The 19,302-nt window shown below is 71.8% G+C and carries 15 protein-coding genes; 9 read left to right on the forward strand and 6 right to left on the reverse strand.

Annotated elements, in window-relative coordinates; all coding sequences use genetic code 11:
* Position 1: 1 nt before the first annotated feature.
* Positions 2–1,573: an NADH-quinone oxidoreductase subunit M gene (locus tag JAO84_RS21375; protein ID WP_370414323.1), complete on the forward strand. Its 1,572-nt coding sequence runs from the start codon at positions 2–4 to the stop codon at positions 1,571–1,573.
* Positions 1,570–3,219, forward strand: coding sequence for an NADH-quinone oxidoreductase subunit NuoN (nuoN, locus tag JAO84_RS21380; RefSeq protein ID WP_370414324.1), 1,650 nt, complete (start codon positions 1,570–1,572; stop codon positions 3,217–3,219). The genes JAO84_RS21375 and nuoN overlap by 4 nt, the downstream gene beginning before the upstream one ends.
* Before the next feature lie 57 nt (positions 3,220–3,276).
* Here nuoN and JAO84_RS21385 read toward each other — a convergent pair whose 3' ends face one another.
* A complete protein-coding gene (locus tag JAO84_RS21385; protein ID WP_370414325.1) occupies positions 3,277–3,876 on the reverse strand; it encodes a hypothetical protein in 600 nt (199 codons plus the stop codon).
* Positions 3,877–4,123: 247 nt separating this feature from the next.
* Here JAO84_RS21385 and JAO84_RS21390 point away from each other — a divergent pair, with 247 nt between their 5' ends.
* From JAO84_RS21390 to JAO84_RS21400, 3 genes are all read left to right on the forward strand, one after another.
* Positions 4,124–5,044, forward strand: coding sequence for an AraC family transcriptional regulator (locus JAO84_RS21390; RefSeq protein WP_370414326.1), 921 nt, complete (start codon positions 4,124–4,126; stop codon positions 5,042–5,044).
* A 136-nt stretch (positions 5,045–5,180) separates the two neighbouring features.
* Positions 5,181–6,017, forward strand: a complete 837-nt coding sequence (locus JAO84_RS21395) for a carbohydrate-binding protein (RefSeq protein ID WP_370416829.1) — start codon at positions 5,181–5,183, stop codon at positions 6,015–6,017.
* Between the two features lie 63 nt (positions 6,018–6,080).
* Complete coding sequence (locus JAO84_RS21400) at positions 6,081–6,539, forward strand: hypothetical protein (RefSeq protein ID WP_370414327.1); 459 nt, start codon at positions 6,081–6,083, stop codon at positions 6,537–6,539.
* Here the strand turns inward: JAO84_RS21400 and fahA are convergent.
* Positions 6,536–7,768 (reverse strand): fumarylacetoacetase, encoded by a 1,233-nt coding sequence (gene fahA / locus JAO84_RS21405; protein ID WP_370414328.1) that lies wholly within the window; start codon positions 7,766–7,768, stop codon positions 6,536–6,538. The two genes, JAO84_RS21400 and fahA, sit on opposite strands and share 4 nt — an antisense overlap.
* A 304-nt stretch (positions 7,769–8,072) precedes the next feature.
* Between fahA and JAO84_RS21410 the strand changes: the two genes are divergently transcribed.
* Positions 8,073–9,359, forward strand: coding sequence for an LPXTG cell wall anchor domain-containing protein (locus JAO84_RS21410; protein WP_370414329.1), 1,287 nt, complete (start codon positions 8,073–8,075; stop codon positions 9,357–9,359).
* Positions 9,360–9,502: 143 nt separating this feature from the next.
* Positions 9,503–10,807: an LPXTG cell wall anchor domain-containing protein gene (locus tag JAO84_RS21415; protein WP_370414330.1), complete on the forward strand. Its 1,305-nt coding sequence runs from the start codon at positions 9,503–9,505 to the stop codon at positions 10,805–10,807.
* A gap of 32 nt (positions 10,808–10,839) precedes the next feature.
* Here JAO84_RS21415 and JAO84_RS21420 read toward each other — a convergent pair whose 3' ends face one another.
* Positions 10,840–12,888 (reverse strand): CocE/NonD family hydrolase, encoded by a 2,049-nt coding sequence (locus JAO84_RS21420; protein ID WP_370414331.1) that lies wholly within the window; start codon positions 12,886–12,888, stop codon positions 10,840–10,842.
* A gap of 208 nt (positions 12,889–13,096) precedes the next feature.
* On the opposite strand from JAO84_RS21420, the gene JAO84_RS21425 reads away from it, so the two are divergent.
* Positions 13,097–14,107: a polyprenyl synthetase family protein gene (locus JAO84_RS21425; protein WP_265863924.1), complete on the forward strand. Its 1,011-nt coding sequence runs from the start codon at positions 13,097–13,099 to the stop codon at positions 14,105–14,107.
* 182 nt (positions 14,108–14,289) lie between these two features.
* Positions 14,290–15,492, forward strand: a complete 1,203-nt coding sequence (locus JAO84_RS21430; protein WP_370414332.1) for an outer membrane lipoprotein carrier protein LolA — start codon at positions 14,290–14,292, stop codon at positions 15,490–15,492.
* Between the two features lie 69 nt (positions 15,493–15,561).
* Here JAO84_RS21430 and JAO84_RS21435 read toward each other — a convergent pair whose 3' ends face one another.
* The 3 genes from JAO84_RS21435 to JAO84_RS21445 all read right to left on the reverse strand — a co-directional run bounded on the left by JAO84_RS21435 (position 15,562) and on the right by JAO84_RS21445 (position 19,294).
* The gene (locus tag JAO84_RS21435) at positions 15,562–16,887 is read right to left on the reverse strand and encodes a M28 family metallopeptidase (protein WP_370414333.1); all 1,326 of its coding nucleotides are present in this window, start codon (positions 16,885–16,887) and stop codon (positions 15,562–15,564) included.
* A 194-nt stretch (positions 16,888–17,081) separates the two neighbouring features.
* The gene (locus JAO84_RS21440; RefSeq protein ID WP_370414334.1) at positions 17,082–18,281 is read right to left on the reverse strand and encodes a serine hydrolase domain-containing protein; all 1,200 of its coding nucleotides are present in this window, start codon (positions 18,279–18,281) and stop codon (positions 17,082–17,084) included.
* 26 nt (positions 18,282–18,307) lie between these two features.
* The gene (locus JAO84_RS21445) at positions 18,308–19,294 is read right to left on the reverse strand and encodes an alpha/beta hydrolase (RefSeq protein ID WP_370414335.1); all 987 of its coding nucleotides are present in this window, start codon (positions 19,292–19,294) and stop codon (positions 18,308–18,310) included.
* Positions 19,295–19,302: the final 8 nt, after the last annotated feature.

Here is a 19,302-nt window from a genome sequence, read left to right on the forward strand (position 1 = left end):
CATGTCTTTCCCGCTCCTTACGGTCACGGCGGCCGTGCCGGCGGTCGGCGCGGTGCTCACCGCGGCCGTCCCGGCGGCCCGCCGCACCGCCGCCAAGTGGCTGGCGCTGCTGATCTCGCTCGCCACCCTCGCGCTCGCCGCGGTCGTCTTCGTCCGCTTCGAGCCGGGCGGCGACCGCTACCAGCTGGTCGAGTCGCACGCCTGGATCAAGGACTTCGGCGTCCGCTACGAGCTCGGCGTGGACGGCATCGGGGTGGCCCTCATCGGGCTCACCGCGCTGCTCATCCCGTTCATCGTGCTCGCCGGCTGGCACGACGCCGATCCGCTGGAGACCTCCTCCAAGCGGTGGCGGCCCACCCAGGGCTTCTTCGCCCTGATCCTCATGGTCGAGGCGATGGTGATCCTCTCCTTCGAGGCCACCGACGTCTTCCTCTTCTACATCCTGTTCGAAGCCATGCTCATCCCGATGTACTTCCTCATCGGCGGCTTCGGCGACCGCGCGCACAGCGGCACCGACGAGAACGCGGCGGCCCAGCGCTCGTACGCGGCGGTCAAGTTCCTGCTCTACAACCTGGTCGGCGGCCTCATCATGCTGGCCGCCGTCATCGGGCTCTATGTCGTCGCCGGCAACTTCTCCCTCACCGAGATCGCCGAGGCGCGCGCCAACGGCAGCCTGGAGATGGCGACCAGCACCGAGCGCTGGCTGTTCCTCGGCTTCTTCTTCGCCTTCGCGGTGAAGGCGCCGCTGTGGCCGCTGCACACCTGGCTGCCCAACGCGATGGGGGAGTCCACCGCCCCGGTCGCCGTCCTCATCACGGCGGTGGTCGACAAGGTCGGCACCTTCGCGATGCTCCGCTACTGCCTCGGGCTCTTCCCGGAGGCCAGCAAGTGGGCCACCCCGGTGATCGTCGCCCTGGCGCTGATCAGCATCGTGTACGGGGCGCTGCTCGCCGTCGGCCAGCGCGACATCAAGCGCCTGGTGGCCTACGCGTCGATCTCCCACTTCGGCTTCATCATCATGGGCATCTTCGCGATGACCAGCCAGGGCCAGTCCGGCGCCACGCTCTACATGGTCAACCACGGCATCTCGACCGCCGCCCTGATGCTGGTCGCCGGCTTCCTGATCTCCCGGCGCGGCTCGCGGCTCATCGCCGACTACGGCGGTGTGCAGAAGGCCGCGCCGATCCTGGCCGGTACCTTCCTGATCGGCGGTCTGGCGACCCTGTCGCTGCCCGGACTCGCCCCGTTCGTCAGCGAGTTCCTGGTCCTGGTCGGCACGTACTCCCGCTACCCGGTGGCCGGCATCATCGCCACCACCGGCATCGTCCTCGCCGCGCTCTACGTCCTCGTCCTCTACCAGCGGACGATGACCGGCCCGGTGAAGGAGGAGACCCGGTCCATGCCGGACCTGCGGGTCCGCGAGCTCGCGGTGGTCGCCCCGCTGATCGCGGTGCTGATCTTCCTCGGGGTCTTCCCCAAGCCGCTGACGGACGTCGTCAACCCGGCGGTCCAGCACACCATGTCCGATGTCCAGCAGACGGACCCCGAGCCCGAAGTGGAGGCGGCCAAGTGACTCCAACGGCTGTCCACACCCTGTGGACGACGGCCGCCGGGCCGATCGACAAGATCCCGGCACCCCACATCGAGTACACCCAGCTGGCACCCGTCCTCATCGTGGTCGGCGCCGCCGTGGTCAGCGTCCTCGTCGAGGCCTTCGTGCCGCGCAAGGGCCGCTACTTCGCCCAGGTGTTCCTGAGCGTCCTCGCGCTCGCCGCAGCCTTCGCGGCCGTCGTCGGCCTCGCCGCCGGCGGCTACGGCTCCACCAAGGCCCACATCGCGGCCATGGGCGCCATCGCCGTCGACGGACCCGCCCTGTTCCTCCAGGGCACCATCCTGCTCGCCGCCGTCCTCGCGGTGCTCACCTTCGCCGAGCGCAGGCTCGACCCGGCCGACCACGGCCACCGGGTCGACTCCTTCGCCGCCGAGGCCGCCGCCGTACCCGGCAGCGAGCAGGAGAAGGCTGCCGTCAAGGCCGGCTTCACCACCACCGAGGTCTTCCCGCTGCTCCTGTTCGCGGTCACCGGCATGCTGGTCTTCCCGGCAGCCAACGACCTGCTGACCCTCTTCATCGCGCTGGAAGTCTTCTCGCTGCCGCTCTACCTGCTGTGCGCCGTCGCCCGCCGCAAGCGGCTGATGTCGCAGGAGTCCGCGGTCAAGTACTTCCTCCTCGGCGCCTTCTCCTCCGCCTTCCTGCTGTTCGGCATCGCCCTGCTCTACGGCTACGCGGGCTCCGTCTCGTACGCCACGATCGCCGATGTCGTCAGCGGCGCCGTCCCGGCGATCGACCCGGCGCTCGCCGGCACCATGGGCAACGACGTGCTGCTGCTCATCGGCTTCGCCATGGTGCTCATGGGCCTGCTCTTCAAGGTCGGCGCCGTCCCGTTCCACATGTGGACCCCGGACGTCTACCAGGGCGCCCCGACCCCGGTCACCGGCTTCATGGCCGCGGCCACCAAGGTCGCCGCGTTCGGCGCGCTGCTGCGCCTGCTGTACGTGGTGCTGCCGGGCCTCACCTGGGACTGGCGGCCGGTCATGTGGGGCGTCGCCATCGTCACCATGCTGGGCGGTGCGATCGTCGCCATCACCCAGACCGACATCAAGCGGCTGCTCGCCTACTCGTCGATCGCCCACGCCGGCTTCCTCCTGGCCGGTGTCATCGCGGCCACGCCCAGCGGCGTCTCCTCGGTGCTGTTCTACCTGGGCGCCTACACCTTCGTGACGATCGGCGCCTTCGCCGTCGTCACCCTGGTGCGGGACGCGGGCGGCGAGGCCACCCACCTGTCCAAGTGGGCCGGACTCGGGCGCCGTTCGCCGCTCGTCGCCGCGGTCTTCGCGGTCTTCCTGCTCGCCTTCGCCGGCATCCCGCTGACCTCCGGATTCTCCGGCAAGTTCGCGGTCTTCAAGGCGGCGGCGGACGGCGGCGCGGGCGGGCTCGTCGTGATCGGTGTGATCTCCTCGGCGGTCGCCGCGTTCTTCTACATCCGGGTGATCGTGCTGATGTTCTTCAGCGAGCCGAAGGCGGACGGCCCCACGGTCGCTGTGCCCTCCGGGCTCACCTCGGTGGCGATCGCGGCCGGTGTGGTCGTGACGCTCGTGCTCGGCTTCGCGCCGCAGTACTTCCTGGACCTGGCGGGCCAGGCGAGCGTGTTCGTGCGCTGACGGTAAGACTGAGGGCCCGGTCTCCCGCGTGGGGGGCCGGGCCCTTCGTCGTACGCCCTACGGCTGCTGCTTGTGCTCGGGCTGCTGCTTCGGATGCTGCTTGTCCTCCGTGCACGGGGTGCAGTGCACGCGCGGGTTGTACGGGGTGAAGACGCCCTTCGGGTTCTTCTTGAAGATCCAGGCGTGCAGCGAGTAGTGGGGGCCGACCGGCGGGAAGTCGAAGGGCCCGTCGAAGTTCCGGTCGAAGATCCGCGGCACGGGCTGGCCGGTGTTGGGGACGACCCACTCGACGGCGACCAGCTCGCGCTTGCCGGTCTTGTGGTCCGGCGCGTACAGGATGGCGGCGGGCCGGGTCGGGTCGGTGGAGCCGAGGTTCGCGGGCTTCACGTAGTGGTAGCCCATGCCGCCGAGCTCCGGGTCCTCCACGCAGTCGTCGGTGCGCAGGTAGCCGTCGTCGATGGCGGCCTGCTCGGACTTGTACTTCTTCGTGGCCTCGTACGTCTTCTTCAGGTCCGGGTGCGGGAAGTCGTGGCCCTTCGGGTCCTTCGCCTTCGCCACGGGTGCGGCGGCCGAGACGGCCGGGGCGGCCCCCAGGGCCAGCGAGGTCGCGGCGGCCAGCGCGAGCGCGGCCATGAGGGGGCGGGGTCGTGCGGACATGTGTGTCTGCTCCTCGGGAGGGGTGGGCGTGCCCGATCGGGCCGCCTGACGCGGGCGGGCTGCTCTCCCCGGCACCCGCCGTCCCCTGCAGCCTCACCCGCGGGCCGGGGAGGCCGCACGCGGGGGTGACCCATTGGGGGTCACCGTGTCATCGTGAGTAACCGCCCGGATTGGTCTCGACCATTGGGCTCGGCTCTGTTGCCCGACCGCGTCGACTCGACCCCGCTGAGGAGAGGGAGGCCGCACGATGCGCGGCACCACCGCGTTGCCCGACAGCCCCTGCACCGCGTCCCGGCGCGGCGAACCGCCCGTGCACCGCCTGGAGGTGCGGCTGCCCGAGGACGTCCCCTTCGCCGTCGGCAGCTTCGACACCATCGGCCCGATGTCCCGGGCCGCGTTCCCGCACCGGCACACCTTCTACGAGATCGTGCACGTCACCCACGGCACCGGCGCCCATGTGGTCGACCTGAACCGCTGGGAGCTCCGCCCGCCGCAGCTCGGCCTGATCCTGCCCGGGCAGCTCCACCACTGGGAGGACGTCCACGGCCTCGACGGCTCCGTCGTCCTCTTCACCCCCGAGTTCCTCGTCGACCACCCCGGCGACCGGGACCTGCTGCGCCGCATCGGCGAACGCCCCTGGCTCCGCCTCGACCCGGCCGCGCACACCCGCACCGGACGCCTGATCGCCGAGCTGAGGGAGGAGTACGGGCACGGGGACACCGGGTTCGCGACCGTGCTGCGCTCGCTGCTCCACGTCCTGCTGGTGCGCACGGCCCGGCTCGGCGGCCCGGTGGACGCTCCGCCCGCGCCGGCCCCGCCGCCCGGGCGGCCCGCGGCCGTCGCCGAGGAGTTCGCCCGGCTGATCGCCCGTACCGGAAAGGACGGCGGGGCGGACGTACCGCGCTCGGTCCGGGACTGCGCCGAGCGGATCGGCGTCACGCCCGGCTATCTCACCGAGGCGGTACGGGCGGCCGTCGGCCGCACCCCGGCCGGGCTGCTCCGCGAGGCCCGCACCCAGGAGGCCCAACGCCTGCTCGCCCGTACCAAACTGACGGTCCGGCAGATCGCGGCGCGGACCGGCTTCGAGGACCCCGCGTACTTCTGCCGCTTCTTCCGCCGGGAGACCGGAATGAGCCCCGGCGACTTCCGGAAGCGACAGGGCTTCTGAAAGCACCATGACCACCGCGCTCCGTCCATCGAAGCGGCCCGTGGCCCGCGCCTAGGTTTCTGGTCGACCGCTCGATCCCCCCACAGGAGGAGCAGGCATGGACCGCAAGGACGACCGCATGGACCGCATGGACCGTATGGACCGCGAGACCAGTACCGGACACGTCACCCGCAAGACCGTGCTGCGCGCCGCACTCGCCGCCGGCATGGCCGCGCCCGCGGTGCTCATGGGCGTCCCGGCGCTCGCCCGGACGCTCACCGACGGCGCGGGCACCGTGCCGCTGACGCCCGCGTGCGACGACGGCGACGAGCCGACCGTCCCGCAGATCGAGGGCCCCTACTTCAAGCCCAACTCCCCGCTGCGCACGAGCCTGTTGGAGCCGGGCACGGCGGGCGTACGGCTCACGCTCAGCGGCTATGTCTTCGGGCGGGCCTGCCGGCCGATCTCCGGGGTGCTGCTCGACTTCTGGCAGGCGGACACCAACGGCGCCTACGACAACACCGGATTCCGCTTCCGCGGCCACCAGTTCACCGGCGCGGACGGCGCCTTCGCGCTCACCACGATCGTGCCGGGCCTCTACCCCGGCCGCACCCGGCACATCCACGTCAAGGTGCAGGCGCCGGGCCGCCCGATCCTCACCACCCAGCTGTACTTCCCGGGCGAGCCCCGCAACAACACCGACTCGATCTTCGACGCGCGGCTCCTGATGAGCGTGCGGGACGCGGGCGGCGGCAAGGAGGCGGCCTTCGACTTCGTCCTCGACGTCCCCCAGGACCCGAGCCCGAGCCCCACCCCGACCCCGACCCCCACCCCGACCTCGACGGCCCCGGGCGGGACGTGGGCGGTCGGCACCGCGTACCGGGCCGGGGACGCCGTCACGTACGCCGGGCGGGGCTATCTCTGCCTCCAGGCGCACACGGCCCAGCCCGGCTGGGAGCCGCCGGCGGTGCCGGCGCTGTGGCGGGCGGTGTGAGGGGACGCGGTTAACCCGTCGTACGTCCAGGGAGTCCGCCCTACGCTGATGTGACAAGGGGGGATGACGATGGAACCGGTCTGGGTAGTGGCCGCGAACGTGGTGACCTGGCGCCGGTGCGGCGAGGGCGGCCAGGAGCTGCGCAACGGCACGAAGGCGTTCCGCGGCGGGGCGAAGGTGTACGTCCTCCGGGCCTATTGGGGGCCCGGGGGCGAGCGGCTCACGGCGCTCGGCCGTGAGCGCCACACCAGCCGGTGGATCGTCCTCGATCTGGCGACGCGCCATCTGTTCGGCTTCCGGGCCAAGCAGGTGCACAGCCCGCGCGTACTGGAGCGCATCGCCGCGCACCGGTACGGCGGCGGGTTCGGCACGGCGGAGGCGGCGGGCGAGATCGCCGAGACGCTGGAGCGGTACGCGCGCCGGTACCGGGCCGCCGTCTCGCCGTACAGCCCGCACCCGGAGCACTGCCTGTGCCATGTGTGCCTCACGGGGGAGGCACACATGGCGGAAGCCGCTTCCTAGGCGGACGGGCTCGGCGCGATCCGGCCGGTGACCTCGCCGAGGGCGACGCGGGTGCCGTCCGGGCCCGGGGCCCAGGCGGTCAGGGTGACCTCGTCGCCGTCCTCCAGGAACGTGCGCTTGCCGTCGGGCAGGTCGAGGGCGTCGCGGCCGTTCCAGGTGAGTTCGAGGAGCGAGCCGCGCTGGGCGACCTCGGGGCCGGAGACCGTACCGGAGCCGTAGAGGTCGCCGGTACGGAGCGAGGCGCCGTTGACGGTCATGTGGGCGAGCTGCTGGGCGGCCGTCCAGTACATGGAGGCGAACGGCGGCTCGGCCACCACCTCGCCGTTGATGGCGACGCTGATCCGCAGGTCGAAGCCGCCCGGCTCCTCCTCGGCGGAGTCGTCCAGGTACGGCTGGAGCGCGAAGTCCCGCGCGGGCGGCGCGACCCGGGCCGCGTCCAGGGCCTCCAGGGGGGTCACCCAGGCGGAGACCGAGGTCTGGAAGGACTTGCCGAGGAACGGGCCGAGCGGCACGTACTCCCAGGCCTGGATGTCCCGCGCCGACCAGTCGTTGAGCAGGGTCAGCCCGAAGACGTGCTCACGGAAGTCGGCGAGCGGGACGGGCGTGCCGAGCGTGGACGGGGTGCCGACGAGGAAGCCGACCTCCGCCTCGATGTCCAGCTTGACCGAGGGCCCGAAGACGGGCGCCGGGTCGGCCGGGGTCTTGCGCTGACCGGCGGGCCGTACGACATCCGTACCCGACACGACGACGGTGCCGGCGCGCCCGTGGTAGCCGATCGGCAGGTGCTTCCAGTTCGGGGTGAGCGCGTCGCCGTCGGGGCGGAACATCTTGCCGACGTTGGTCGCGTGGTGCTCGCTCGCGTAGAAGTCGACGTAGTCGGCGACCTCGTACGGCAGATGCAGGGTCACCGCGTCGAGCGGGTGCAGCAGCGGCTCCACGACCGGCCGGTGCGCGGGCACGGTCACCCACCCGACGAGCGCCCGCCGCACATCGCGCCAGGCGGTGCGGCCGGCCGCGAGCAGCGGGTTCAGGCTCGGCCGGTCGAGCAGCGCGGCATACGGCGACCCGAGGGCGTGCGCGGCGGCCCCGGCGTCGAGCACGTACCCGCCGATCCGGACGCCGAGCCTCCGGCGGTCCGGCTCATCGGCGGTCGAGAAGACGCCGTACGGAAGGTTGTGCGGGCCGAAGGGGTCGCCCTCGGGCAGGTCGAGCGGGCTCTGCTCGGGCATCGGTGCTTGCCTCGCTTTCCAGGTGTGTGGGGGACACGTTACGGGGCGTGCGCCGAGGCGCTGATGACATGTGTCACACAGAAAGTGCGGCCTCCGTGGGCAACTGTCCGGGTTGGCGTGCTTTATGGAGCCTGTGAAGGCGCTGTGTCGACATAGCGCCCGTCGTGCGCCCGTCAATCCGGCTATTCCAGGACCCTATTCCGATCATAGGATCGCTGCTATGCCGCGCCGCGTGAGATATCCGCAGGCGCGCACCCCACAACTCTGTTTGTTTTCCCTTTGGTCCTACCAGAAAAGGTCCATCTTGAAGATTCGCCGCATTCTCGCGACCGCCGTGGCCGCCGCCGTGACCACCCCGGTCGTGCTGCTCTCCGCCGCGCCCGCGTTCGCCGACACCAAGCCGGCCGCCCAGACGCAGGACCAGAAGGCCGACATCGAGGCGCTCCGCCTCGCGGTGACCAAGGCGCAGACCGCGTACGACGCCGCCGTCATCGCCGACCAGAAGACCCAGGAGGCGTTCGAGGCGCTCACCAAGGACGACCACCCGCTGGTCGTCGCCGCTGCCGCGGCGAAGAAGGCCTCCGACGAGGCCGCCGCCGCCAAGACCGCCGCCGACGCGAAGCTGGAGCAGGCCAAGAAGGACCTGGCCGCCCTGCCCGCCGACGCGACGGAGGAGCAGAAGACCGCCGCTCAGCAGGCCGTCACCGCCGCGGAGGCCGACGCCGCCACGGCCAAGACCACCGCCGAGACCAAGGCCGCCGCCGCCACCGAGGCGAAGACCGCCCTGGACGACGCGCGCGTCGCCGCCGCCCGTGAGATCTCGAAGGCCCAGGAGGCCAAGAAGAAGGCGGCCAAGGAGCTCGACGCCGCCAAGAAGGCGCTCGCGGACGCTCTGGAGGAGGAGCCGGGCGAGGAGTGCGAGGTCGACAAGAACCTCGTCACCTCCGTGACCGGCCCGAAGAAGATCACCGCCGGTACCAGCGGCGTCTTCACCTTCCGCGTCACCAACAAGGGCAAGGTCGAGCTGGGCGAGGTCGGCGGCTACGCCGAGGCCTTCAACATGAGCGACGACCTCGACAAGTACCTGCACCTCACCTGGTCCTCCGCGACCAGCCCGAAGTGGCAGGCGGTCGACGGGGAGAAGGGCTTCTCCAGCCTCTCCTCCCTCAAGCCGGGCAAGTCCTTCGACTTCAAGCTGAAGGTCGCGGTCGACACCAAGGCCCCCGCCGGCGACGGCGTCGTGGTCGCCGGCGGCGCCTACATCAACGAGGACGGCTCCTGCGGCTACGACGAGGGCGGCGCCTACGCCGAGTTCGGCATCGTCAAGGCCCACAAGCCCGGCACGGGCACGGGTGGCGGCTCCAACGGCGGCTCGACCGGTGGCAACGGCAACACCACCCAGCAGGGCGGCTCGTCCACCACTCCGGTGAACAACGGCACGTCCGGCTCGTCGACCACCGGCGGCTCGCTCGCCAAGACCGGCGCGGGCTCCTCCACGATGCCGATCGCCCTCGCGGGCGGCGCGGCCCTGGTGCTCGGTGCCGGCGCGATGGTCATGGTCCGCCGCCGTAAGGCCGGTTCGGACGCCTGACGTCCTCAGGCCTAGAGACGCCTGACGTCCCACGGCATAGAAGGGAGGCCCGCATTCCGATCGGAATGCGGGCCTTCCGATTCGGTGCCCTTCCCAATTCCCCTTCCCATTCGCGCTTCTTGTCCGACCAGAAAAGGTCCACCGTGAAGATTCGTCGCCTCCTCGCGACCGCCGTGGCCGCCGCCGTCACCACGCCGGTCGTGCTCCTCTCGGCCGCGCCCGCGTTCGCCGACACCAAGCCGTCCGGCCCCGCCGCCCGGGCGGAGCAGCAGGACGAGCTGCAGAAGCTGCGTGAGGCCGTCACCAAGGCCGAGGCGGCGCTCGACGCCGCCGAGGCGGCCTACGGGGAGGCCACCGCGGCGCTCGCCGACCTGGAGACCGGCACCACCCCGGTGCGCACCGCCGCCCAGGACGCCAAGAAGGCCGCCGACAAGGCCGCCGAGGACAAGGCGGCGGCCGACGCCGCCGTCGTGGCCGCGCAGAAGAAGTTCGACGAGGCAGCCGAGGCCGACAAGGCCGCCGCGCAGACCGCCCTCGACGAGGCGAAGCAGAAGGCCGCGACCGCCGCCGAGGCCAAGACCGCGGCCGACGCCGAGCAGCTGAAGGCCGACAAGGCGCTCGCCGACGCGCTCACCGCGGCGCGGGCGGCGAAGGCCGAGGCGCTCAAGAAGGTGGAGAAGGCCAAGGCCGAGCTCGACGCCGCCGACAAGGCCCTGGAGGAGGCGGAGGCCGGTCACGAGTGCGTGCCCGAGCCGCTCTTCACCGCGCGTCTCACCGGCCCCTCGAAGGTCACGGCCGGCACCACCGCGGACTACACCCTGCGGCTGACCAACGGCACCACCAAGGCCATGGACGAGGTCTGGCCGTTCCTGATGTTCCACGCCTTCGACACGCAGGACAAGCTGCTCGACGCCCACCTGAAGCTGCAGTACTCCACGGGCGGCGCCTGGGAGACGTACAACGTGGCCCAGGGCATCCCGCAGATCGGCTCGCTGGGCGCCAAGGCGCAGAAGGACATCAAGCTGCGGCTGACCGTCGACGGCAAGACGGCCGCGGGCAAGGGCGCGTTCGGCTACGCGGCCGACTACTGGAACGACGACGAGTCCTGCGGCGGCACGCCCGACCTGGACACCTTCGAGTTCGACATCGCCGCCAAGAAGCCCGGCACCGGGACCGGCTCCGGTTCCGGTTCCGGTTCCACCGGCGGTTCCGGTACCGGCACCGGATCCTCCGGCGGCAACGGGAACACCTCCCAGCAGGGCGGCTCGTCCACCACTCCGGTGAACAACGGCACGTCCGGGTCCGCCGGCTCCACCGGTGGGAACCTCGCCAGCACCGGTGCGGGCTCCGCCACGATGCCGATCGCCCTCGCGGGCGGCGCGGCCGTGGTGCTCGGGGCCGGGGCCGTGGTCGTGATGCGGCGCCGGAAGGCCGGCGCCGGCGCGTAAGCAAGTCGGGGACAGGGCGGCGGGGTCGCCGGTCAGCCGGCCGTGCGGGGGATGCGTTCCTCCCAGGTGCGGTGGAAGACGACCTCGTCGCCCTCCTTGCAGATCACCTCGTCCGAGGTGACGAAGGCGTCCGCGTCGCAGGAGACCTCCGAGCGGGTCTCGATCCGCACGTCCCACGCGAGCTCGGGGCGGTGCAGCCGGATCGTCCGGTCGGCGCGGGTGCGGGCGGTCAGGGGGCCGGACTCGGCGATCGTGTACGTCTCGGTCGCCTCCTCCGTGTACTCCAGGCCGTCCGGATGGACCCGGGTGCCGCCGGGGCGCGGGTCGAGCTCCAGGCGCCATTCGCCCTTGGCCACGTCCCGGACCACCACCCGCGCCGGCCGCGGCTCCTCAAGGGTGCGCGGGTAGCTCACGCCGAGGGGCTCGGACTGCTCGGGCGCCTCGAAGCTCACCGCGTCGTCCGTGCGGGCGCGGACCGGGAGGGTGAGGGCGGAGCCGGCCGGGTCGAGGGTGAAGCCCGCCGCGTCCGGCTGGGGCCAGATCCAGGGCCAGTACGCGGAGGAGACGGCGAGCCGCACCCGGTGGCCGGGCGCGAAGGCGTGGCCGGTGCCGTCGAGCTCGACGACGTACGACTCCCACTCGCCGACCTGCGCCTCCACCGCGCGGTCCGCGCCGTAACGGGCGGAGAGGTTCAGCATCCCCCGGGTGACCAGGGTGGAGGAGCCGTCCGGGGCGACGTCGCAGAGCCGGGCGACGACCTGGCCGGTCGGCGCGGGCGTCATCAGCCGGAGGTGCGCCGTCGGCCGGCCCAGGATCTCGACGGGGTCCGCGTCCTCCGGCACCGGGAAGTCGAAGCAGGCCGAGCACGCGTCCTCGTCCCGCTGGTCGGGCGGCAGGTCCGCGTCGTCGCCCCGGGGCACGAGGCGCCCCGCGTCGAGCCCGGTCCGCTGCGGCGAGTCCACGACGACCGGGGTGCCCTGGAAGGCGTACGTCACGGGGGTGACGTTCGGCGACGGCCAGGCGGGGTCCGCGACCCAGCGGCCCGGCAGCTCCTCGTACACCGTGGCCGGCGGGTGCGAGTCGCCGATCCAGGAGCGCAGCAGCGGCTCGGCCATCACGTCGTTGTCGACGCCCTTGAGGTGGTGGTCCCACCAGCGCAGGGTCTCCTGCAGGAAGCCGATCGCCGGTCCCGGCGGAAGACAGCGGTCCGGATACTGGTGCGACCAGGGCCCGATGATGCCGCGCACCCGGTCCTGCGGCAGATGCTCGACGAGCCGCAGCACGGTGTCCCGGCGCGGGTCGAGCCAGCCGCCGACGGCGAGCACGGCGGCGCGGATCGCCCCCTGGTCCTCGCGGACGCTCTCGAGGACGCTGCCGTGCCGCCAGTACGCGTCGCGGGTCTGGTGCGCGAGCCAGGTGTGCACGAACGGGCGTACGGCCGCCAGCCGCCGCAGCCACAGTTCGCGCCATTCCTCGTCGCCGTCGCCGTCGCCGGCGTACCGCGGGTCCGGCGGCCGGCACACGGCGGCGAGCAGGGCGGCCGCCCGGGCGGGCAGGCCGGCGGCGAGGACCGAGCCGCCGCGGTAGTGCACGTCGGCGGCGTAGGGGTCGTCGGTCGCGCAGACGGTCACGATCGCCTTCAGCGGCTCGGGCGCGAGCGCGGCGACCTGCAGGCTGCCGGTGCCGCCCCGGGAGATCCCGAACATTCCGACCTTGCCGGTGCACCAGGGCTGTTCGGCCAGCCACCGCACCACCGCCACGCCGTCGGCGAGCTCGACCGCGTCGTACGCGTCGTAGGTGTCTCCGGGCAGGCCCTCGCTGTTGCCGTGGCCGCGCACGTCCACCCGTACGGACGCGTAGCCGTGGCCCGCGTACCAGGGATGCCGTTGCCAGTCGCGCGGCGCGGTCCGGTCGGTGAGGCGGTCCGGAAGGTATTCGAGCAGCGCCGGTACGGGGTCGTCGGTGACCGGCCGCCAGACGCGCGCGTACAGCCGGGTGCCGTCCGGAAGAGGGATGCGGAGGTCCTCGTGCCGGGTCTCGTGAGGGAAGTCGGTACGGATCCGCGGCTTCGTTCGGGACATAACGCCTACTCCTGGTCGTATCGACTGATCACGAACATACCGGGGGTGACGGGCAGGCGCCCACGGTGATCGAAACGTGACCGGATACGCTGGCTTGAGTGAGTGGACCGACACATCGACAATCCCTGTCACCGGGACGTCGCAGGCGTGCGGTCCGGCAAGCGTCAGGGCAAGCGTCAGCAGGCGTCAGCAGACAGGAGAACCCCTCGTGACCGTCGTCGGGCCGTTCGGCCTCAGCGTGCGGGACCAGGCTCTCGAAGCCGATGTCCAGACCGGTCTCGCCGCCGTGGAGGCGGGCCTCCTCGACGCCACCAAGAGCGACGTGCCGTTCATCACCGAGGCCGCCCAGCACCTGGTGCTCGCCGGCGGCAAGCGGTTCCGGCCGCTGCTCGTGATGCTCGCCGCGCAGTTCGGCGACCCGTACGCGCCGGGCGTCGTGCCCTCCGCCGTCGTCGTCGAGCTCACCCACCTCGCCACGCTCTACCACGACGACGTGATGGACGAGGCGGCCGTACGGCGCGGGGTCGCCAGCGCCAACAGCCGCTGGGGCAACTCGCTCGCCGTCCTCACGGGTGACTTCCTGTTCGCCCGCGCCTCGCACACCCTCGCGGACCTCGGCCCCGAGGCCGTCCGCATCCAGTCCGAGGCGTTCGAGCGGCTCGTCACCGGCCAGATCCTGGAGACCGCGGGACCGCAGGAGGGCCGCGACCACGTCGACCACTACCTCGACGTGCTCGGCGGCAAGACCGGCTCGCTCGTCGCCGTCTCCTGCCGCTTCGGCGCGATGATGTCCGGCGCCGACGAGTCCGTCGTCGACATCCTCACCCAGTACGGGGAGCGGCTCGGCGTCGCGTTCCAGCTCGCCGACGACGTCCTCGACATCGCCTCCGACTCCCACGAGTCCGGCAAGACCCCGGGCACCGACCTCCGCGAGGGCGTCCCCACCCTGCCCGTCCTCCACCTGCGCGCCGCCGCGGCCGCCCACGGCCGGCCGGAGGACCTGGAGCTGCTCGCCCTGATCGAGAGCGACCTCACCGACGACGCCCGCCACGCCGAGGCCCTCCGCCGTCTGCGCGTCCACCCCGCCCTGGAACAGGCCCGCCGCGACACCGTCCGCTTCGCGGAGGAGGCCCGCTCCATGCTCACCCCGCTCCCCGAGGGCTACGCGAAGGCCGCCCTGCAGGAGATGTGCGACGCGGTGGTGCACCGGGCGGGCTAGCCGGCCGGCAGCCGTTCGGGGTTGGCCGTTCGGGGGTAGCCGTTCGGGGGGCTGCCCTAGGGGCGGGTCATCCTGGAGGGGTACGGAAGGTTGATCCCGGGGGCTGACGATTCCGGGCCGCCGTCCTGGTGTGATGGATCCATCGAAACAGGGTCCATCAGGGCACGGAGGGAACGCAGACCATGGCAGCAGAGCGCAAGGCGAGTCGTTACATCGTCCCGGTCGCGGTGGCCGGAGTGGCCGCTGCGACCATCGGCCTGGTGCCGGCGCTCGCCGCGTCCGGCGACCCGGATCTGCCGGAGATCACGGCGCAGCAGCTCATCGAGAAGATCGCCGCCTCGGACACGCAGACGCTGTCCGGCACGTTCAAGATCAGCACCGACCTGGGGCTGCCGTCCGTCGCCGGTCTGCTCCCGTCGGCCGTGCCGTCCGGGCCCGGCGGGTCCTCGACCGCCGACCCGTCGGCGAAGCTCGCCGAGCTGGTGTCGGGCTCGCACACGCTGCGGGTGGCGGCCGACGGTCCGGAGCGGCAGAAGCTCACGGTGCTCGACGGCTCGGACGAGTACAGCCTGATCCACAACGGGGACGACGTCTGGGCGTACGACAGCAAGTCGGGCGAGGTCTTCCACGAGAAGGGCCAGTCCCCTAAGGGTGAGGGCCCGCACGGCAAGGCTCCGAAGGGGCACGAGGAGCTGCCGGGCACGCCCAAGCAGCTCGCCGACGAGGTCCTGAAGGCGGCTGGGGACACCACCTCGATCACCGTCGGCGGTACGGCCAAGGTGGCCGGCCGGGACGCGTACCAGCTGGTGATCAAGCCCAAGCAGGCCGGTTCGACGGTCGAGTCGGTCAAGATCGCGGTGGACGCGTCCACCGGTACGCCGCTGAAGTTCACCCTCGACTCCGTCAGCGGCGGCAAGCCGGTCGTCGACGCGGGCTTCACCAAGGTGGACTTCGCCAAGCCGGCCGCCGACACCTTCGACTTCAAGGCGCCGAAGGGTGCCAAGGTGACGGAGGGCGCGGCGGAGAAGGCCGGAAAGGACGCCGGCAAGGATGCCGAGGACGAGTTCGGCAAGGGCTTCGGTGGGCTCCTCCCTGGCCTGGGCGAGGGCGGCAAGGGCGGTGCCGGCGAGCCCCAGATCATCGGCGAGGGCTGGACCACCGTCGCCAAGCTGAACACCGGCGCCCCGGCGCCCAAGACGGACGACGCGCCGAAGGAGGTCCAGGGCTTCCTGGACGCCCTCGGCGACAAGGTGAGCGGGAAGTTCGGCTCCGGCACCGTCTTCAAGACGAAGATCGTCAACGTTCTGATGACGGACGACGGCACGGTCTACGTCGGTGCGGTCACGCCCGACAAGCTCGTCGCGACGGCCGACTCGGCCAAGTAGGCCTGGAGCAGTACCGGTTGGGACCCCGGGTGGGTCGGGGCGATGGTCACCGACCCACCCGGGCGTTTCTTACGGGAACGTCAGCTTGAAGCTGTTGATGTAACCCGTGTCGGCCGAGGCCTTGTCCTGGACGCGCAGCTTCCAGACACCGTTGGCGACCTCGCTCGACGCGTTCACCGTGTAGGTCTGGTTGATGTTGTCCGTGCTGCTGCCGGTCCGGTTGTGCAGGTTGTAGACCGAGCCGTCCGGCGCGATCAGGTCGACGACCAGGTCACCGATCCACGTGTGGACGATGTCGACGCCGACGGCGAGGTTGCTCGGCGCGTTGCCGGACACGCCGCTGACGGTCACCGACGAGGTCACCGCGGCGCCCGCGTCCGGGATGGACACGTCGGCGGTGTTCTCGAAGACCGTGCCGGTCGGCGGGGGAGTGGTGGAGCCGCTCGACAGGTTCCAGATCGCGTACGCGATGGCGTCCGAATTCCGGTCCAGGGCCGTGTCGTTGATGTTCGCCGACGTGTCGCACGAGGAGTGGTAGCAGCGGTCGAAGGCCTGGCCGGCCGTGCCGCCCCACTTCTGCGCCTGCGCCGAGGTCTTGGTGTAGTCGGCGCCGGAGAACAGGCCGCCGACCGGCACGCCCACGTTCTTGAACGGCGCGTGGTCCGAGCGCCCGTCGCCCTCGGTCTCGATCTCGGTCGGGATGCCGATCCCCGCGTAGTACGTCTTGAAGGTCTGCTCGATCGTCGGGTCGTCGTCGTAGACGAAGTAGCCCGGGTTCGGCGAGCCGATCATGTCGAAGTTCAGATACGCCTTGATCTTGGCGCGCTCGGTGGACGGCGTGTTGTTCACGTAGTACTTCGAGCCGACCAGGCCCAGTTCCTCGGCGCCCCACCAGGCGAAGCGCAGGTGCTTCGTGGGCTGGAGCTGGGCGCGGGAGACGGCGAGCGCGTTCTCCAGGATGGCGGCGGAGCCCGAGCCGTTGTCGTTGATGCCGGGCCCGGAGGTCACCGAGTCGAGGTGCGAGCCGGACATGACGACCTGGTTGGGGTCGCCGCCCGGCCAGTCGGCTATCAGGTTGTAGCCGGTGGAGCCGTTGTACGAGAACTGCTGGAGGGCGGTGGTGTACCCGGCCGCGTCCAGCTTGGCCTTCACGAAGTCGATCGACGCCTTGTAGCCGGTACGGCCGTGGGCGCGGTTGCCGCCGTTGGCGTTGGCGATCGACTGGAGGTCGGCGAGGTGCTGCTTGACGTTGGTGACCGAGATGTCGGGCGGCGTGACGGCGGCCGGGGCTGCCGGGCTCGCCGGGGCGGCGTTCGCCGGGACGGCGCCCGCGAAGGCGCCGAGGACGAGGGCCGAGGCGCCGGCCAAGGCGGAAAGTCTCGCGGAGAGATTCATGTGGGGGCTCCGGATTCCGAACTGGGGATGGGACGGAACGTGCGAGCGCCTCGCGCCGTGGGTGACGCGAGGCGTGGAGCTGTGCGAGGTGCAGGTACAGGTGCGTGGTGTGCCTACTGCAGCGCACGGGCGGCTGTGCCGTGCGTGACGAATGTTCAGTGAGAGTTTGACTTCCCGTCAAGAGCAGAATCCGGTCAGGGCTGTTCGCTCTCCGAACACCCCAGCGTCCGCAGCTTCAGCGTCGACAGCGCGTCGTTGACGGGATGAGCTCCGCTCCACCGCATGAGGTTGATGGCGATGGACATCTGGCGCCTGCCGTCCTCACGCGTCATCGACACCGCCCCGGCGCCCCACACCGTCCCCTCGTTCCCCCAGAAGGTGCCGCAGCCCGGCACCTCGACCTTCTGCAGCCCCAGGCCGTACGAGATCGTCGACCCGTCCAGGGCGATCACCGGCACCGTGCGCCGCATCTGCGCCAGCGAGGCCGGGGAGATGATCCGGCCGCCGAGCAGCGTCCGGTAGAAACGGTTCAGGTCCTCCATGGTGGACACCAGGCCGGCCCCGGTCATGTCCCACGACATGGTGTAGACGCTGTAGTCGCGCGGCGGTTCGAGCGCGCCCCACAGCGCCTCGTACATCTTCGAGTGCGGTCCCTCGATCCGCGGTCCGGTGGGGAAGAAGGTGTGCCGCAGACCGGCCCGCTCGATGACGTTCCGGGTGATGTACTCCTCCGCCGGGACGCCCGTCACCCGCTCCAACAGCTCGCCGAGCAGCAGGTAGTTGGTGTTCGAGTAGACGCCGGGCAGAGCGCCGGGTTCGGCGGACGGCGGGGCGGCGAGACCGAGCGCGATCAGGTCGGTCGCCCGGAAGTGCGTGTAGCGGTTCTCGTCGAGGCTCTTCGAGGAGACCGGCCCGTCGGCGCCGGTGATGGACGGGAAGGCGTACGGGATGTACTCGGCGAAGCCGCTGGTGTGGTTGAGCAGCATCCGCACCGTGACCGCCCGCCCGCGCTCGCCCGGCACCAGGTCGGGCAGGTAGTCGCCGATCGGCGCGTCGAGCCGGACCCGGCCCTGCTCGACCTGCTGGAGGACGGCGGCGGAGGTGAAGGTCTTGGTGATGCTGCCGACCCGGTGCAGCAGGTCGGGCCGGACCGGCCGGCCGCTCTCCAGGTCGGCGACGCCGGCCGCGCCCCGCCAGGTGCGCCCGGCGTCCCGTACCTCGGCGAACGCGCCGGGCATCCCCGCGGCGTGCAGGTCGTCCAGGGCGGACTGGAGCCCGGCGGGGTCGAGCCCGGGGGTGGGGGCGGGGGCGGTGGGTGTGCTCGCGGTGGCGGGGGTGGTGCTCGCCATCAGGCTGAAGGCGGCGAGCCCGAGCAGGGCAAGGCGCAGTTTCATGAGGTCGTACTCCTCGCTGGGGGTCTTCAGTCGGTGAGGGCGCGGCGCAGCACCGCGCCCAGCTCGGCGTTCTGGCGCTGCGAGACATCGGCCGTGACGATCGCCTGCGAGCCGTGGAAGGTGCCGGGCCACTGATGCAGCTCGACGGGCACGCGGGCCTGGAGCAGGCGCAGCGCGTAGTGGATGTCCTCGTCGCGGTTGGGGCAGAGCTCGGCGGTCGCGATGTACGCCGGGGGCAGCCCGGTCAGGTCCTCGACGCGGCCGGCCGCGGCGTACCCGCCGGCTGGGGGCTCGCCGCCGACACCACCGACACCGCCGACACCACCGACACCGCCGACTCCGCCGACCCCGTGGAGGTAACTGCGCCAGGAGGCAGCGCACTTGTCGCGGTCGATCCACGGGGTGTCGGTGAAGTGGCGCTGCGACCACGTCTCCTGGCGGTCGTCCAGCTGCGGCTGGTTCAGCAGCTGGAACCGGATCGCCGGGCCGCCCTCGTCGCGCGCCCGCAGGGCGAGCGCCGCGGCCAGGCCGCCGCCCGCGCTGTGCCCGCCGACGGCGATCCGGTCGGGGTCGACGCCGAGCCGGTCGGCGTTCCGGACCGTCCACTTCAGTACGGCGTAGGCGTCGTCGAGGGCGGCGGGGTACGGGTGCTCCGGCGCGAGCCGGTAGCCCACCGACACCACGACCTGGCCGGAGCCGACGGCGATCCGGGTGGCCCAGGGGTGCTCGCTGTCGAGGTCGCCCATGACGTACCCGCCGCCGTGCAGCCAGACGACGGCGCCGCGCGCGCCGCGCGGCCGGTAGATCCGTACGGGCACGTCGGGCTGCTCCGGCTCGTGGCTTTCGCCGTCCACCGTCGCGCCCGGCACCGTCGCGTCCTCCACCGTCAGGCCCTCGGTCTCCGGGGCGGGCACGGCGGCGGCCAGCTTGCCGAACCCGGCGCGGGCGGCGACCGGGTCGGCGAAGTCGGCATCGGGGAACAGCGGGACGAAGGCTTCGAGTTCGGGATCCATGACGCCCA

This window comes from Streptomyces fradiae (genome assembly GCF_041270065.1).
Taxonomy (GTDB): Bacteria; Actinomycetota; Actinomycetes; order Streptomycetales; family Streptomycetaceae; genus Streptomyces.

Bases quoted from the DNA above. Each gene is read 5' to 3' on its own strand.
- JAO84_RS21390 (WP_370414326.1), top strand. From the start codon at position 4,124: ATGCGCGGCACCACCGCGTTGCCCGACAGCCCCTGCACCGCGTCCCGG.
- JAO84_RS21395 (WP_370416829.1), top strand. From the start codon at position 5,181: ATGGACCGCGAGACCAGTACCGGACACGTCACCCGCAAGACCGTGCTG.
- JAO84_RS21445 (WP_370414335.1), bottom strand. From the start codon at position 19,294: ATGGATCCCGAACTCGAAGCCTTCGTCCCGCTGTTCCCCGATGCCGAC.
- JAO84_RS21440 (WP_370414334.1), bottom strand. From the start codon at position 18,281: ATGAAACTGCGCCTTGCCCTGCTCGGGCTCGCCGCCTTCAGCCTGATG.
- JAO84_RS21420 (WP_370414331.1), bottom strand. From the start codon at position 12,888: ATGTCCCGAACGAAGCCGCGGATCCGTACCGACTTCCCTCACGAGACC.
- fahA (WP_370414328.1), bottom strand. From the start codon at position 7,768: ATGCCCGAGCAGAGCCCGCTCGACCTGCCCGAGGGCGACCCCTTCGGC.
- JAO84_RS21385 (WP_370414325.1), bottom strand. From the start codon at position 3,876: ATGTCCGCACGACCCCGCCCCCTCATGGCCGCGCTCGCGCTGGCCGCC.
- JAO84_RS21400 (WP_370414327.1), top strand. From the start codon at position 6,081: ATGACGATGGAACCGGTCTGGGTAGTGGCCGCGAACGTGGTGACCTGG.
- JAO84_RS21375 (WP_370414323.1), top strand. From the start codon at position 2: ATGTCTTTCCCGCTCCTTACGGTCACGGCGGCCGTGCCGGCGGTCGGC.
- JAO84_RS21430 (WP_370414332.1), top strand. From the start codon at position 14,290: ATGGCAGCAGAGCGCAAGGCGAGTCGTTACATCGTCCCGGTCGCGGTG.
- JAO84_RS21435 (WP_370414333.1), bottom strand. From the start codon at position 16,887: ATGAATCTCTCCGCGAGACTTTCCGCCTTGGCCGGCGCCTCGGCCCTC.